Consider the following 12,735-nt stretch of genomic DNA (forward strand, 5'->3'; position numbering starts at 1 on the left):
ACCGAGCATAGAGCGTGGCGATTAACGAAAAAACAGGCTAGATTTCCTTTCATAGCGGACACTCACGTCCGCAATGGGGCAAACAATGGATAATCTGTCTGGGGTGAGCGTCTTTGTGCAGACCGCGGAGACGCTGAGTTTCGTTGAGGCCGGGCGCGTGCTCGGCATTTCCGCTTCCGCGGTGGGGAAAAGCATCGCTCGCCTGGAAAACCGGCTGGGCACGCGCCTGTTTCACCGCAGCACGCGCAGCATGACGCTGACCGCCGAAGGCCGGCTGTTTCTGCACCGCTGCCAGCGCATTCTCGGGGAATTGGCGGCGGCGGAACGGGAAATCAGCGATACGCACAGCGCGCCGCGCGGCAAGCTGCGTGTCAGTTTGCCGCTGGTGGGCGGCCTGCTTAATCCGGTGCTGGCGGAATTTGTTCGGCGTTACCCGGAGATTGAGCTGGAAACCGATTTTTCCGACCGTCGAGTCGCGGTGATCGAAGAAGGGTTCGATGCGGTGATCCGCGTGGGCGATACCGAGGACTCTCGCTTAATGAGCCGCCAACTGGGCACGTTTCACCTACAGCTGGTGGCGGCGCCGGACTATCTGCGCCGGGCGGGAATACCCCGCCAGCCGGCAGAACTGCGCGATCACGCCTGCCTGTTATACAGATTCCCCACCACCGGCAAAGTCGAGACCTGGCCGGTGGCGGGCGGAGATAAACTGCTCGACGAAGGCCTGGGCAAGCGCACGGTATGCAATACCGTCGACACGCTGATTTACCTGGCGGAACAGGGCCTGGGCATCGCCTGCCTGCCCGATTTCGCGGTACGGGAGGCGCTGGAGCAGCAGCGGCTCCAAACCGTGCTTGGCGACCAATGCCGACACAGTGGCAGTCTCAAAATTCTCTGGCCTTCAAGCAAACATCTTACACCGCGTCTCAGGGCATTTATCGACATCATGAGCGTTCGCCTTTTCTCGGCCTAAGTCCTCTACCGAGTTAGAACAAATTCAGCTTTGCTTTGCACAAAAATAGCTAAAGCGCAGCCTGCTGCGCCTGCCAGCAGCCCTGACGGCGGCGCAGTGCCGTCGTGATATTCCATTCAGCGATATGGAAGCGCCGTTCGTTCTTTCGGGACAAAGAAAACCGCCACACAATACCTTTCACCCCGCACTCGTGCATAACCATCTATAAATTCAGGTGTTAACGCCTTGTCATTATCGATAACCGCCCAATTCGCTCATCTGATATTGAACAGCCAGCCGGATCAAACCGCCCTGTCAGCCGCTCGCCGCGGCGTGAAAGATTACTTCGCCTGCGCATTGCCGATTGCCCGCGGGGCGTTGAGCGATGCCGGTCTGGCAGCGATCGGCACGACGTTTCCGCCGAACGGCAGTGAGAACCGCGCACTGCGCTATGGCTATGTCAGCCACTCGTTGGACTTCGATGATTACCATCCTGCGCTGCGTGGCCATCCGAGCACCGTAGTGCTCTCCGCCCTGCTGGCGCTGAACGGTGAAAGTGACAATGTCACCGAACTGTTAACCGCCTATGTCATCGGCGTAGAGGCCGCTGGCCGGCTGGGATTGGCCGCTGGCACGCAACATTACGTGCTGGGTTTTCACAGCACCGCCACCCTGGGCGCGGTCGCCGCCTGCGCCGCCGTGGCGCGTTATCTGCAGCTTGACCAGCGGCAAACGCAGATTGCTCTCGGCCTGGCGGCCACGCAGGCGGCGGGCCTGCGCAGCCAGTTCGGTTCGGCGGCCAAACCGCTGCACGCCGGCCTGGCGGCACGCAACGCGGTCAACGCCGCCCTGCTGGCTCAGGCCGGTTTCATCGGCCAACCGGAGGGCGTGCTGGACAGCCTGCTGGCTTCCCACGGCGACGGCCGGCAAAAACCGGAATGCCTGACCGCCGGCTGGGGCGCGCCCTGGCGCATCCTGCAGCCGGGGCTGGAGTTCAAGCGCTACCCGACCTGCGGTGGCACTCACAGCGCGGCCGAGGCGGCGCTCGCCCTGCGCGCGCGGCTGCTGGAACAAGGCGACGCCCTTGCAGAGATCGCCCTGGTTGAGGTCAGTTTTCCACCCGGCGCAGATACCGCGCCCTATATTCGCCAACCGGCCACCGGTGTGGAAGCGCGCTTTAGCCTCGAATACGTCATCGCCGATGCGCTATACCACGGCGAGGTCACGCTGACGCATTACGGCGAACAGCCGGTCGATGCGGCTATCGCCGCCCTGGCGGCGAAAGTTGAGCGCCATGCCGATCCCGCGGCCCCGCCGGACGCGCTCGATCCGGAGATGCGCTTCCATCGCCTGACCCTGACGCTACAGGACGGAAGGCAAATAAGTGACATAGTCACAAGAAAGCAAACCGCCGCCCGGCCGACAGACCTCGACGCCAAGCTGCGCGCCATTTTGCAGCTGCTTCCGGGCCTCGAAGGCGAGAGCGTTATCCGCGACTGTGCGCTTATGTCCCCTGGCGCGCTGCCGCGACTGATTGCATTGTTAAATTAATAATAAAACAGGAATAACTATGAGTACTTCACCTTCAACACCATCGCGCCAACTCCGTCTCGGCCTGTTCGTTCAGGCGCTGGGGCACCACATCGGGGGATGGCGCGCAGAAGGCGCCAGCGGTTCACCGACCGATATCGACTGGTTCACCTGGATCGCAAAAAAAGCCGAAGAAGGCACCTTCGATATGTTCTTCGTCGGCGACGCGCTGGCGACCAGCGTGCACCGCCTGCCCTCGACGATGTCACGCCTGGAGCCGCTGACGCTGCTCGCGGCGCTGGCGGTCAATACCCGCCATATCGGGCTGGCGGCGACCGCCTCCACCACTTTCGATCAACCTTTCCACCTGGCGCGCGCCATGGCCTCCATCGACCATATCAGCCACGGCCGCGCCGCCTGGAACGTGGTGACCTCTTTCTCCAGCGATGCGGCGCGCAATTTCAGCCGTGAAGACCTGCCGTCGCACGCCGAACGCTATGAAGTGGCGCGGGAATTCCTCGAGGCCAGCTACAAACTGTGGGACGGCTGGGAAAAAGACGCCATCGTGCGCGATAAGCAAAATGGCGTATACGCTATCGACGAGAAAATCCACGCCGCCAACCATAAGGGCAAGCATTTCTCGGTGCAGGGCCCGCTGAACATTTCCCGCTCGCCGCAGGGGCGGCCAGTGATCATTGAGGCCGGCTCTTCCCCGGCCGGCCAACAGCTGGCGGCGGAAACCGCCGAAGTGGTGTTCACCGCCGCCGCCAGCCTGGAAGAAGGACAGGCTTTCTACCGCAGCCAGAAAAAATACGTGGCCGACGCCGGCCGCAACCCGGACCACCTGCTGATCCTGCCAGGTGTGATGCCGATTGTCGGCCGTACCAAAGAAGAAGCGCAGGAAACCTGGTATCAGCTGAATCAACTGGTGGATATCGATAACGGCATTGAGCAGTTATCGGCGCGCTTTGGTTTCGATTTAAGCGATTACCCGCTGGACGGCCCGGTGCCGAACGTGGGCGCCACCGAAGGCGGCCAAAGCCGCGTGAAACTGCTGACCGATCTGGCCGCGCGGGAAAACCTGACGCTGCGCGAGCTGGCGGCCGTCGCGGCCGGTTCGCGCGGCCACCGCGTGGTGGTAGGCACCGCCGAAGAGATCGCCGACGACTTCCAGCTGTGGCTGGAACAGCAAGGCGCAGACGGCTTCAACATCATGCCGGCGGTGTTGCCTAACCAGCTGGAACTGTTCGTCGAGCTGGTGATCCCGGAGCTGCGCCGCCGTGGCCTGTTCCGTGAAGAGTATCAGCATGCAACCCTGCGTGAAAACCTGGGTCTGCCGGAACCGGCAATCAACTTCGCTAACGTAAAATCGGCTTAATCCGCAGGGAAATCATGATGAAAACCACATTCAAACGCACCGTACTGTCCCTGCTGTTGGCTTCCTCCACGCTGGCGCCGTTGGCCGCAGCTCATGCCGCTGAAGGCGATGTTCCCTTCAAGGCGGCGGTGAAAGCTGCCGCCGATCCGGCGCTGCACGACAGCCTGCCTGACGCTATCAAAAAGGCCGGCTATATCGTTGCCGGCACCAACCCGAACACCCCGCCGACCACCTTTTACCAGGCGGACAACAAAACGCTGGCCGGGCGTGAAATCGACGTGATGAGCGCGATTGCCGATCGCCTGGGCGTGGCGATCCACTGGAAGGACACCGGCGGTTTCGACAACATCATCCCCGGCCTGAAGTCCGGCCGTTATGACGTCGCGCTGGCCAACATTGACGCCAACAAAAAGCGCTTCCAGCAAGTGGACTTCGTCGGCTATTACAACGCTTCCAAGCTGGCCTTGATCGCCCGCAAAGACGCTGCGCTTGGCCCTTACACCGAGCTGGCCCAGCTGTGCGGCCAGACCGTCGGCGCCGGCGCAGGCACCTCGCAGATCACCCGCCTGCAGCAGGCCAGCGATCAATGCGTCGCCGCCGGCAAGCCGGCCATCACCATGCCGATCTTCCCGGATCGCCCGGCCGGGGTGCAGGCGGTGATCAGCGGCCGCGTGCCGATGTTTTTCGGCCCGTATGAAGGGTTGCGCTACCAGGCCACCCACGTTAAACCGCTGACGCTGGCCGGTGATATCAACATCGACGGCACCACGGTGGCCATCGCCCTGCCGAAAGGCTCCGAACTGGTGAAACCGGTGCAGGCGGCGCTGAATTCTCTGATCGCCGACGGCAGCTACCAGAAAATCCTCGACGGCTGGGATATCGGTTTTGGTGCCGTGAAAACCGCCGGCATCAATGAAGAGATCGCAAAATGAGTGGGCAACACCCTGTCGACGACGCGGAACTGAGCATCGTCGGCCACCGGCATTACGGGCGCTGGCTCAGCGCCCTGGTTGTGCTGCTGATCGTCGGCGTTATCATCAATTCCATGCTGCACAACCCGCGCTTTGAATGGTCGGTGGTGGCGGAAAATCTGACCGAGGCGTCCATCCTCAACGGCGTGCTCATGACGCTGAAGCTGACGGTGATTTCGGTGGTGTTCGGCTTCGCCGGCGGCGTGCTGCTGGCGCTGATGCGCCTGTCGGCCAATCCGGTATTGGTTGCGGTAAGCTGGTTCTACACCTGGTTCTTCCGTGCGGTGCCGATGCTGGTGCAGCTGTTCCTGTGGTACAACATCGCCGCGCTTTATCCGCGCATCAGCTTGTGGATCCCGTTTCTGGGCGAAGTCGCCAGCGCGCCGACCAATACCCTTATCAGCACCTTCAGCGCGGCGGTGATCGCGCTGGTGATGCATCAGTCGGCCTATGCGGCGGAGATCGTGCGCGCAGGCATCCAAAGCGTCGGCAGCGGCCAGCTGGAAGCCGCCAAAGCGCTAGGTTACCGTCGTGGGCAAATCCTGTGGCGCGTGGTATTGCCGCAGGCGATGCGCACCATCCTGCCGCCGGCGGGCAATGAGGTGATCGGGCAGTTGAAAACCACCGCGGTGGTGTCGGTGATTGCCCTGCAGGACGTGCTGTATTCGGCGCAGATCATTTACCAACGCACCTACGAGGTCATCCCGCTGCTGCTGGTCGCCACCCTGTGGTATCTGGCCATGACTTCGATTCTGTCGATTGGCCAATACTACGTGGAGCGCTATTTTGGCCGCGGCACGCAGGCAACGCGCAGCGGCGGGTTCTTCCTCAACCGCAAAGCCCCTCAGGGAGGTGAACAATGAGCGCATCCATCCACATCAACCGGGTGCGGAAATCCTTTTCCGGCACCGAAGTGTTGAAAAACATCAGCCTGACCATTCCGGCGGGTTCAGTGACGGTGATCCTCGGCCCTTCCGGCTCCGGCAAATCCACCCTGTTGCGCTGCATCAACCACCTGGAAAAGCTGGACGGCGGCACCATTCGCGTTGGCGAACAGCTGATCGGCTATCGTCAAAAAGGCCGGCATCTGTACGAGCTGAAAGAAGCCGAGGTGGCCGAACAGCGTAAAAGCATCAGCATGGTATTTCAGCAGTTCAACTTGTTTGCGCACCGCACCGTGTTGCAAAACGTCAGCGACGCGCCGCAGCGGGTGAAAAAGGAAAAAAAAGCCGAGGCGCAGGAACGGGCGAAGCAGTTGCTCGCCCGCGTCGGGTTGGAACATCGCATCAACGCCTGGCCGCGTGAACTGTCCGGCGGCCAGCAGCAACGCGTCGCCATCGCCCGCGCGCTGGCGATGAACCCGCAGGTGTTGCTGTTTGATGAACCGACTTCCGCCCTCGATCCTGAATTGGTTGGCGAAGTGCTGCAGGTGATGAAAGACTTGGCGCATTCGGGCATGACGATGGTGGTGGTCACGCATGAAATCGGCTTCGCCCGCGAAGTGGCCGACCAGATTGTCTTTATGGATCAGGGAAAGGTGGTTGAAACGGGCAGCGTGCAGCAGGTTCTGGATGCGCCGGGACATGAGAGGACGCGCAACTTCCTGGCGACGGTATTGTAACCCTGCGTCAGGGGGCGTTGCGTCCCCTGACGTTCAAATTCAGCCGTTATTTTTTCGGCCGATAGCGGAAAAGACGTTGAACACTTCACCCAGACCGTAAATCGCGCCGAGCAAGACGGCCACCATTACCGGCACCAGGACCACCACGGTGGCCAAGCTTTCAATCATTTCTAACATCGTTTTCTCCTGGTTTATAAGCACAGCGAATCTGCGCCGGAAGAAAAGGTTTCCGGCCAATCGATCGATTATCGTGGGGAGGCAGTCTAAAACGTGAGCCACATCACACTTGATGCGAGCTAATGTAACTTACACAATTACATTAACGCAATGCAAAAAATGCTCTGCGGGAAGACGGAATTGGCGTGGATTTTTATTGCGTATCCGCTTGATATTGCGATGAACAAGGGACGAAAGGATAGCCGGCTTGCCGCTCGACCTGCCCGGCCATTTCGGCGATGCTGGTTTGCGCCAGGCTGGCTTCCAGCGCGTGACCAACGCGCGCAAACTCTTGCTCCAGCACTGGGGTAATAGCGTGGCCGATATAACACGCATCGTTAGGCCGGGCGCGGTGCAGCATGAAATAAGGTTGATCCTCCACCGCGCGATACACGTCCAGCAGCGAGATCGCTTCTGCCGGCCGCGCCAGCAGCGCCCCGCCGCCTTGCCCCATCTGCGAATAGGTCAGCCCGGCCTCCGCCAGCGCGCCGAGGATCCGCCGCACCACCGTCGGGTTGGTGTTGACGCTGCGCGCGATATCTTCGGAACGCACCGTCTGGCCACGACACAGCGTGATGTTGGTCAGAATATGGATGGCAACGGCAAATCGCGTAGAGGTAGACACCTTGGCACCTGCTCAGAGTTTCGTTTATGTCGGATTAAAACATAAGGAAAGCGTATCAGTCTCCAGTAATACACATAATGAGTAGGGATAAGCGGAATGTCAACCTGCCCCCGCCCGACGGCGGCGGCTGGTCAGGCTTCAGTACTGATTTCTGTCACTTTATCGGGATAAAATGCCAGATGATCCTTGATCGCCACCACGGCGTTGTAAGGCATTTCATAGCTCCAGGCCGTATTGGCCCCCTGCTCGCCGTTCAGCGCGAAGGTGAAATAACTGCAGTCGCCCTTATACGGGCAGTAGCTGACGTGCTCGTTTTTCTGCAACAGCGCCATATTCACGTCCTCACGCGGAAAGTAAAACACCGGCGGATAGGTGGCTTCCTGCAGGATGAGCGCATTGCGACTGTCGGCCAGGATTTTCCCGGCAGCACGCACCACGACTCGCGTCGGATGACGGGTCAAGGTGATCGGGTGATCCGGGCCGGGGATTTTCACCGGTTTGCCGGATGCGGAAACGAGATCGGACATGGCGGCCTCCAGAGTGTGTGCCCCGCCCCCGCGAGGCGTCTTCCCAGTATAGACCAGCGGTTTTGTCGGCAGCCGCACATTCGGCGAGCAATCGCTTTTCACCGCCGCAAAATTAAGAATTTTTACCTGTTCGATTTTCTTTCTGAGGAATACATTCATCCCAACTTCTACCGGCGGGTTAATCGGATTATTTTTAATCCATTAATCAGCCAATTTACCAGGAACTCATTATGAATATTAAACGTGCCGCAGGTGTGTTGGTGGTGGTGATGGCGACGCTTTCCGTTACCGCATGTGGGCATATGTCCAATCGCGATCGCAACACGGCGATCGGCGCGGGCGTCGGCGCGGTCGGCGGCGCCGTGCTGACCGACGGCAGCACGCTGGGCACCCTCGGCGGCGCAGCGCTGGGCGGCATTATCGGCCACCAAACCAGCCGTTAATCCTCCCGTTAAAATAATTCTCTGCAGGCCGGCGCTTTTTTAATCCACAAGCGCCGGCCTGTTTTTATTTATCGAAATAACGTCCCTCAGCGCGGGGAAATAATGAATAACATTAAGCGCAGCTTTATTATTCATTAACCCGCGCCAGGGTTATTTATTGCACAGGCAGCCTGAAACGCGCCATCGCTTTTTCCAAGCGTTCCGATTCACCCTGCAGCGACTGCGAAGCCTCGGTCACCGCGCTCACCACGTCGCCGGTTTGCTGCGCCACCTGATTCAGCGTCGCAATGCGCGCCGTCACGGCCTGAATGCTCTCCCCTTGATTGAACGACGCCAACGATATTTCCCCCATCAGCGCGCTGCATTTGTTCACCAGATCGATAATCTGGCGCAGATTGCCCGTCAGAAGTTCGACCGCCTGCGAACCTTGATCGATTTGCAGCAGCGAACGGTTGATCAACTGCTGGATATCGCGCGTCGAATGGCTGCTTTTTTGCGCCAGTAGGCCCACCTCTTTGGCTACGATGGCAAAGCCGCGGCCGTGAACGCCGGCATGCGCGGCCTCGATCGCCGCATTCAGCGCCAGAATATGGGTCTGGAACGCCACGCTGTCGATCAGCGCGACAATGCCGCGCATCTCGGCCGATTGGTTGACGATCCCGTGCATCGAAACGTTGACGGTTTGCATCATCTGCTCACCGGCGCCGGCGCACTGCCGGGCCAATTCGGTTCGTTGGCTGGCCTGCTGGGCGTATTGGCCGTTTTCTTCCACCCGCGCCGCCAGCTGCTGCACGTGCTCGGTCGCCAACTGCAATTCCCCGTCCTGCTTCGCCGACTGCGCCGTCAACTGTCGATTGCCGCCCGCCAGCCGCTCGACGCCGTTCAGGATCCCGCTCGCCGCATCGCGCACCTCGCTTACCAGGTGCTGCAAGCCGCTTTGCATATGGCCAATGCTGGTCTGCAGCTGACGCATCTCGCGGTTCAACGCCCGCTCAGGCGGCAGCGGCCGCGAAAGATCGCCGGCAGCCAGCACGTTGAGGTGGACAATTGCCCGCTGCAGCGGTGCTATCACCCAGCGGGCGACGCCGAACCACACCCCCACGGCGATCAGCGCCAGCGCGGCCAATGCGCCAAGCGCAAAGGTCTTGGCCTGCTCCAGCGCCGCCAATTGCCGCACGTTGACGTCATCGCCACGCTGTTCGTTCAGCGCCTGATACGCGAGGTACTTTTCGTTGAAATCCGCCTGAAACGCCTGGATCGGCACGGCGAAAAACGCATCGATGCTGGCGCTGTTTTGCAACCCTTGCGCCTGTTCCTTCAGGCCGTCATAGAACAGGCGATAACTGTCTTTCAGGGCGCCCGTCGCTTCGGGCGCAGCCGCGCTCAAGCGCTCGAACCGGGCAAAGGCCTGCTTTGAAGCCGCCAACGCCGCCAACGATTCATCCAGCAGGCTATGCCAACTGCCGTCGGAGCCGGTGACTTTGTCCTGCAGATAATAGATGCCCGCGCGATTCAGGCTGTCGCTGGCCGTCAGCAGCGACAGTCTGGCGCGATCCATCGTCGCCTGCTGGCGATGCAACCCGTCGCCCGTCACCAGGTTAACCTTGGCGTCGCGCAGAATATTGGAAATAAATACGGTGGAAAACAATTGCAGCAGAGAAAATAGCGCAATAACGCAAATTACGCCGCCTAATAAGCCCATGCTCTTGCCGATGCCAAATGCGTGCGGCAGCGCTGCCGCAGGTTTTGCCCGGCGGCCAAGTGTCAGTTTTATGTTCATGATTTTTAGTCAGTGATACCAGGATGCCGCGAGTCTAACGGGCATTGATGACACCACTATTTCAGCTTGCTTTGTGTCGCCCACCGCCAACCAGGGCGACCCAATAATCGGAATTTCTCGTCAACGCTCATTTTTATTTCTTGACTTGTTTAATACCGGATTTATAGTTTTTCCATTAAACAAGAAACAAAGTTTCATATATTAATCGACGGCGAATTTAATATATGAAACGCACATATAAAATCGTCTCAAATATAAAACTGATGAGCAAAATCACCCTATTCACAGGTGAAATTCGCTCGCCTTAATAAACCGTCTACTTTCACCAGGGGCCAGGCATGCGCAAGATCACGCTTTGTTTTTTTCTTGTTTCACCCGTGAGTTACGCGACCGCCGTCGCATTGCCCAGCGACGCCGCTGCCACCATGGCGCCGGTAAAAAAAAGCCGCCCGGCATTTCCGCATATTCATTGGCAAAGCGAGGATAATAAAAAGAATATTGATATCGGCGGCGCGCTGCGCGCCAATTATCGCTATGAAGACTGGCGCAGCAGCAATTATCGAAATCCTCCGCATTTACGCTTTGACGCCTTTCGCATTGATACCGCCGGCCAGGTCAACGACGCGTTTTTCGATAGCGGATTCTGGTTTCAGGATCGGCGCAAATACGCCATCGACCGCGCCTATATCGGCTACCGCCTGTCTGAGCGCTCCACCGTGCAACTGGGCGCGCCGTTCAAACCGTTCGGCCTGATGCCCTACCCGCAGTTCGGCTGGTCGTACGGCATTCCGTTTTACCTCGGCTTTGGCGTCAACACCGGACTCGGCGCCAAATACCAATATCAGCATGACGATTGGGCCTTCGACGCCGCCTACTACCCGCGCATGATGCCGACCGGCGTGCGTTACGCCCCCGACGTCGCCAGCTACGACGATCTGAAAAACACCAACTATGCTTCACAGCACCTGCAGCGCAACGAAAAACGCGATCAGATAAACCTGCGGCTGACGCGCGCTTTCCACCAAGGCGGCTGGGACAATGAGCTCGGCGGTTCGCTGGCGGCCTCGCGGCTCTACAACCAGGCGACCGGCGATAACGGCAGCTTCTGGGCGGCGGGCCTGCATACGCTGGTGAATAACGATCCCTGGCATCTGTCCGGCCAGCTGATCCGCTACGGTTACGACGCCAAAGGCCCGGCCGGGGCCAACAATTCGGTGATCCTGATGGGCGGCAACGGCCTGACGCCGGCCTATCTGATCCCGTCGCAGGCCACCACCGCCGCCATCAACCTGGCGCGCGACGTCGACGTACCCTGGGGGCCGGTGAAAAAGCTGCGCTTCTACAACGACTACAGCGTGCTCTGGAAGGATAAGCACGGCGGTTCCGACTCCAAAATGAATACGCTCGGGGTGCAGGTGTTCGCCATGCCGGTGATGCTGTGGGTGGATCTGACCTGGGCGCAGAACGCCAACCCGTGGGGCGGCGTGGAAAACGCCACCGGCTGGACCGGCACCCAGTCCTCCGGCAGCAATAAATGGTATTTTCGCACCAACGTAAACATCGGTTACTACTTCTGAGCGCGGCGGGATCTACACTGAAGCATCGCCGTCAACCGGAGAAATCATGATGCTGAGCGCGCAAACGCTGCATGTCGCCATCAACCGCCCCTGTGACGAGGTGTACGCCTTTCTCAGCCGCCCGGAAAACTTCCCGTTGTGGGCCAGAGGGTTAGCCAACAGCTTACGGCGGGAAGGGGACGATTGGGTGGCAAACACCCCACAAGGGCCGATCCGCATTCGCTTCAGCGCGCCGAATGCCTTCGGCGTGCTGGATCATTGGGTGACGCTACCGGACGGCGGCGTGGTCTACGTGCCGCTGCGCGCGCTCGCCAACCGGCGCGGCACCGAGGTGATCTTCACCCTGTTCCGCCAGCCGGAGATGGACGACGCGCTGTTCGTCCGCGACGTCGGGCTGGTGAACGCCGATCTGCAGGCGCTGAAGCGCCTGCTGGAATCGCGCTAATCCCCCTTACCCCTTGACCGACGACACCACGTTAAGCGGCTGGGCGTCCGGCAGAATATTCATGTGCTCCAGCACCTGGGCCATGATCTTGCCGAACACCGGCCCCGCCACCGAACCGCCGAAGTGCTTGCCGGCTTTCGGGTTGTTGACCATCACCACCAGCGCCACCTGCGGATCGCTGGCCGGCGCCACGCCGGCGGTGTAGTTGATGTAGCCGCCGTCGTATTTGCCGCTGGGGCCCATTTTCTCGGCGGTACCGGTTTTGATCGCCAGCCGATAGCCCGGCACCGCGGCGCTCACCCCGCTGCCGCCCGGCAAGGCGTCGCTCTCCATCATATGCACCACGGATCGTACCGTATCCGCCGGCAGAATACGTTGCCCCATTACCGGCGGCGTCACCTTGGTGATCGACAGCGGCCGATAAATGCCGAAGGAACCGATAGCGGCATATTCGCGCGCCATCTGCAGCGGCGTCACGCGCAGCCCATAGCCGAAGGAGAAGGTAGCGCGTTCGATATCGGCCCAGCGTTCACGGTGCTGCGGCAGATAGCCGCTGCTCTCGTTGCCGATGCCAAGCTCGGTCGGCCGCCCCAGGCCAAAGCTGCGGTAGACCGCCGGCAGCACCGTGGCCGGCAGTACTGAGGAAGATGCATTGCTAGAACTGATTGGC

General features: G+C 60.1%; 14 protein-coding genes. 9 read left to right on the forward strand and 5 right to left on the reverse strand.

Going from position 1 to position 12,735, the window contains the following annotated elements:
- The first annotated feature begins 85 nt into the window (after nt 1-85).
- From ADK28_RS12805 to ADK28_RS12830, 6 genes are all read left to right on the forward strand, one after another.
- On the forward strand, nt 86-973 hold the full coding sequence (locus tag ADK28_RS12805) for a LysR family transcriptional regulator (RefSeq protein ID WP_048795818.1): 888 nt from the start codon (nt 86-88) through the stop codon (nt 971-973).
- Nucleotides 974-1,198: 225 nt separating this feature from the next.
- Nucleotides 1,199-2,503, forward strand: a complete 1,305-nt coding sequence (locus ADK28_RS12810) for an MmgE/PrpD family protein (RefSeq protein ID WP_048795819.1) — start codon at nt 1,199-1,201, stop codon at nt 2,501-2,503.
- A gap of 19 nt (nt 2,504-2,522) precedes the next feature.
- Nucleotides 2,523-3,860, forward strand: a complete 1,338-nt coding sequence (locus tag ADK28_RS12815; RefSeq protein ID WP_048795820.1) for an LLM class flavin-dependent oxidoreductase — start codon at nt 2,523-2,525, stop codon at nt 3,858-3,860.
- 17 nt (nt 3,861-3,877) lie between these two features.
- On the forward strand, nt 3,878-4,792 hold the full coding sequence (locus ADK28_RS12820; RefSeq protein WP_033640379.1) for an ABC transporter substrate-binding protein: 915 nt from the start codon (nt 3,878-3,880) through the stop codon (nt 4,790-4,792).
- Nucleotides 4,789-5,694, forward strand: coding sequence for an amino acid ABC transporter permease (locus ADK28_RS12825; protein WP_033640380.1), 906 nt, complete (start codon nt 4,789-4,791; stop codon nt 5,692-5,694). Before ADK28_RS12820 ends, ADK28_RS12825 begins: the two co-directional genes overlap by 4 nt.
- Nucleotides 5,691-6,452: an amino acid ABC transporter ATP-binding protein gene (locus tag ADK28_RS12830; protein ID WP_048795821.1), complete on the forward strand. Its 762-nt coding sequence runs from the start codon at nt 5,691-5,693 to the stop codon at nt 6,450-6,452. The genes ADK28_RS12825 and ADK28_RS12830 overlap by 4 nt, the downstream gene beginning before the upstream one ends.
- Before the next feature lie 39 nt (nt 6,453-6,491).
- On the opposite strand, the gene ADK28_RS29435 is transcribed toward ADK28_RS12830, so the two are convergent.
- From ADK28_RS29435 to ADK28_RS12845, 3 genes are all read right to left on the reverse strand, one after another.
- The gene (locus tag ADK28_RS29435) at nt 6,492-6,629 is read right to left on the reverse strand and encodes an AcrZ family multidrug efflux pump-associated protein (protein ID WP_016927779.1); all 138 of its coding nucleotides are present in this window, start codon (nt 6,627-6,629) and stop codon (nt 6,492-6,494) included.
- A gap of 193 nt (nt 6,630-6,822) precedes the next feature.
- On the reverse strand, nt 6,823-7,293 hold the full coding sequence (locus ADK28_RS12840) for an Rrf2 family transcriptional regulator (RefSeq protein WP_016927780.1): 471 nt from the start codon (nt 7,291-7,293) through the stop codon (nt 6,823-6,825).
- 131 nt (nt 7,294-7,424) lie between these two features.
- The gene (locus ADK28_RS12845; RefSeq protein WP_048795822.1) at nt 7,425-7,820 is read right to left on the reverse strand and encodes a DUF427 domain-containing protein; all 396 of its coding nucleotides are present in this window, start codon (nt 7,818-7,820) and stop codon (nt 7,425-7,427) included.
- Between the two features lie 230 nt (nt 7,821-8,050).
- Between ADK28_RS12845 and osmB the strand changes: the two genes are divergently transcribed.
- Nucleotides 8,051-8,263, forward strand: coding sequence for an osmotically-inducible lipoprotein OsmB (osmB, locus tag ADK28_RS12850; RefSeq protein ID WP_004940700.1), 213 nt, complete (start codon nt 8,051-8,053; stop codon nt 8,261-8,263).
- A 154-nt stretch (nt 8,264-8,417) separates the two neighbouring features.
- On the opposite strand, the gene ADK28_RS12855 is transcribed toward osmB, so the two are convergent.
- Nucleotides 8,418-10,043, reverse strand: a complete 1,626-nt coding sequence (locus ADK28_RS12855; protein WP_414711752.1) for a methyl-accepting chemotaxis protein — start codon at nt 10,041-10,043, stop codon at nt 8,418-8,420.
- A gap of 338 nt (nt 10,044-10,381) precedes the next feature.
- Here ADK28_RS12855 and ADK28_RS12860 point away from each other — a divergent pair, with 338 nt between their 5' ends.
- Together ADK28_RS12860 and ADK28_RS12865 are read left to right on the forward strand one after the other, a co-directional pair.
- Nucleotides 10,382-11,620: a hypothetical protein gene (locus ADK28_RS12860; protein WP_152929697.1), complete on the forward strand. Its 1,239-nt coding sequence runs from the start codon at nt 10,382-10,384 to the stop codon at nt 11,618-11,620.
- Between the two features lie 46 nt (nt 11,621-11,666).
- A complete protein-coding gene (locus ADK28_RS12865) occupies nt 11,667-12,065 on the forward strand; it encodes a polyketide cyclase (RefSeq protein WP_048795823.1) in 399 nt (132 codons plus the stop codon).
- A 6-nt stretch (nt 12,066-12,071) separates the two neighbouring features.
- On the opposite strand, the gene ADK28_RS12870 is transcribed toward ADK28_RS12865, so the two are convergent.
- A partial coding sequence (locus tag ADK28_RS12870; protein ID WP_048795828.1) for a penicillin-binding transpeptidase domain-containing protein occupies nt 12,072-12,735 on the reverse strand: 664 nt, incomplete at its 5' end.

Source organism: Serratia sp. 506_PEND (genome assembly GCF_001076875.1).
Classification (GTDB): domain Bacteria; phylum Pseudomonadota; class Gammaproteobacteria; order Enterobacterales; family Enterobacteriaceae; genus Serratia; species Serratia marcescens.

Excerpts from the sequence above, each read along its gene's own strand:
- ADK28_RS12805 (WP_048795818.1), top strand. The coding sequence starts at position 86 with ATGGATAATCTGTCTGGGGTGAGCGTCTTTGTGCAGACCGCGGAGACG.
- ADK28_RS12815 (WP_048795820.1), top strand. The coding sequence starts at position 2,523 with ATGAGTACTTCACCTTCAACACCATCGCGCCAACTCCGTCTCGGCCTG.
- ADK28_RS12820 (WP_033640379.1), top strand. The coding sequence starts at position 3,878 with ATGAAAACCACATTCAAACGCACCGTACTGTCCCTGCTGTTGGCTTCC.
- ADK28_RS12825 (WP_033640380.1), top strand. The coding sequence starts at position 4,789 with ATGAGTGGGCAACACCCTGTCGACGACGCGGAACTGAGCATCGTCGGC.
- ADK28_RS12830 (WP_048795821.1), top strand. The coding sequence starts at position 5,691 with ATGAGCGCATCCATCCACATCAACCGGGTGCGGAAATCCTTTTCCGGC.
- ADK28_RS29435 (WP_016927779.1), bottom strand. The coding sequence starts at position 6,629 with ATGTTAGAAATGATTGAAAGCTTGGCCACCGTGGTGGTCCTGGTGCCG.
- ADK28_RS12845 (WP_048795822.1), bottom strand. The coding sequence starts at position 7,820 with ATGTCCGATCTCGTTTCCGCATCCGGCAAACCGGTGAAAATCCCCGGC.
- osmB (WP_004940700.1), top strand. The coding sequence starts at position 8,051 with ATGAATATTAAACGTGCCGCAGGTGTGTTGGTGGTGGTGATGGCGACG.
- ADK28_RS12855 (WP_414711752.1), bottom strand. The coding sequence starts at position 10,043 with ATGAACATAAAACTGACACTTGGCCGCCGGGCAAAACCTGCGGCAGCG.
- ADK28_RS12860 (WP_152929697.1), top strand. The coding sequence starts at position 10,382 with ATGCGCAAGATCACGCTTTGTTTTTTTCTTGTTTCACCCGTGAGTTAC.
- ADK28_RS12865 (WP_048795823.1), top strand. The coding sequence starts at position 11,667 with ATGATGCTGAGCGCGCAAACGCTGCATGTCGCCATCAACCGCCCCTGT.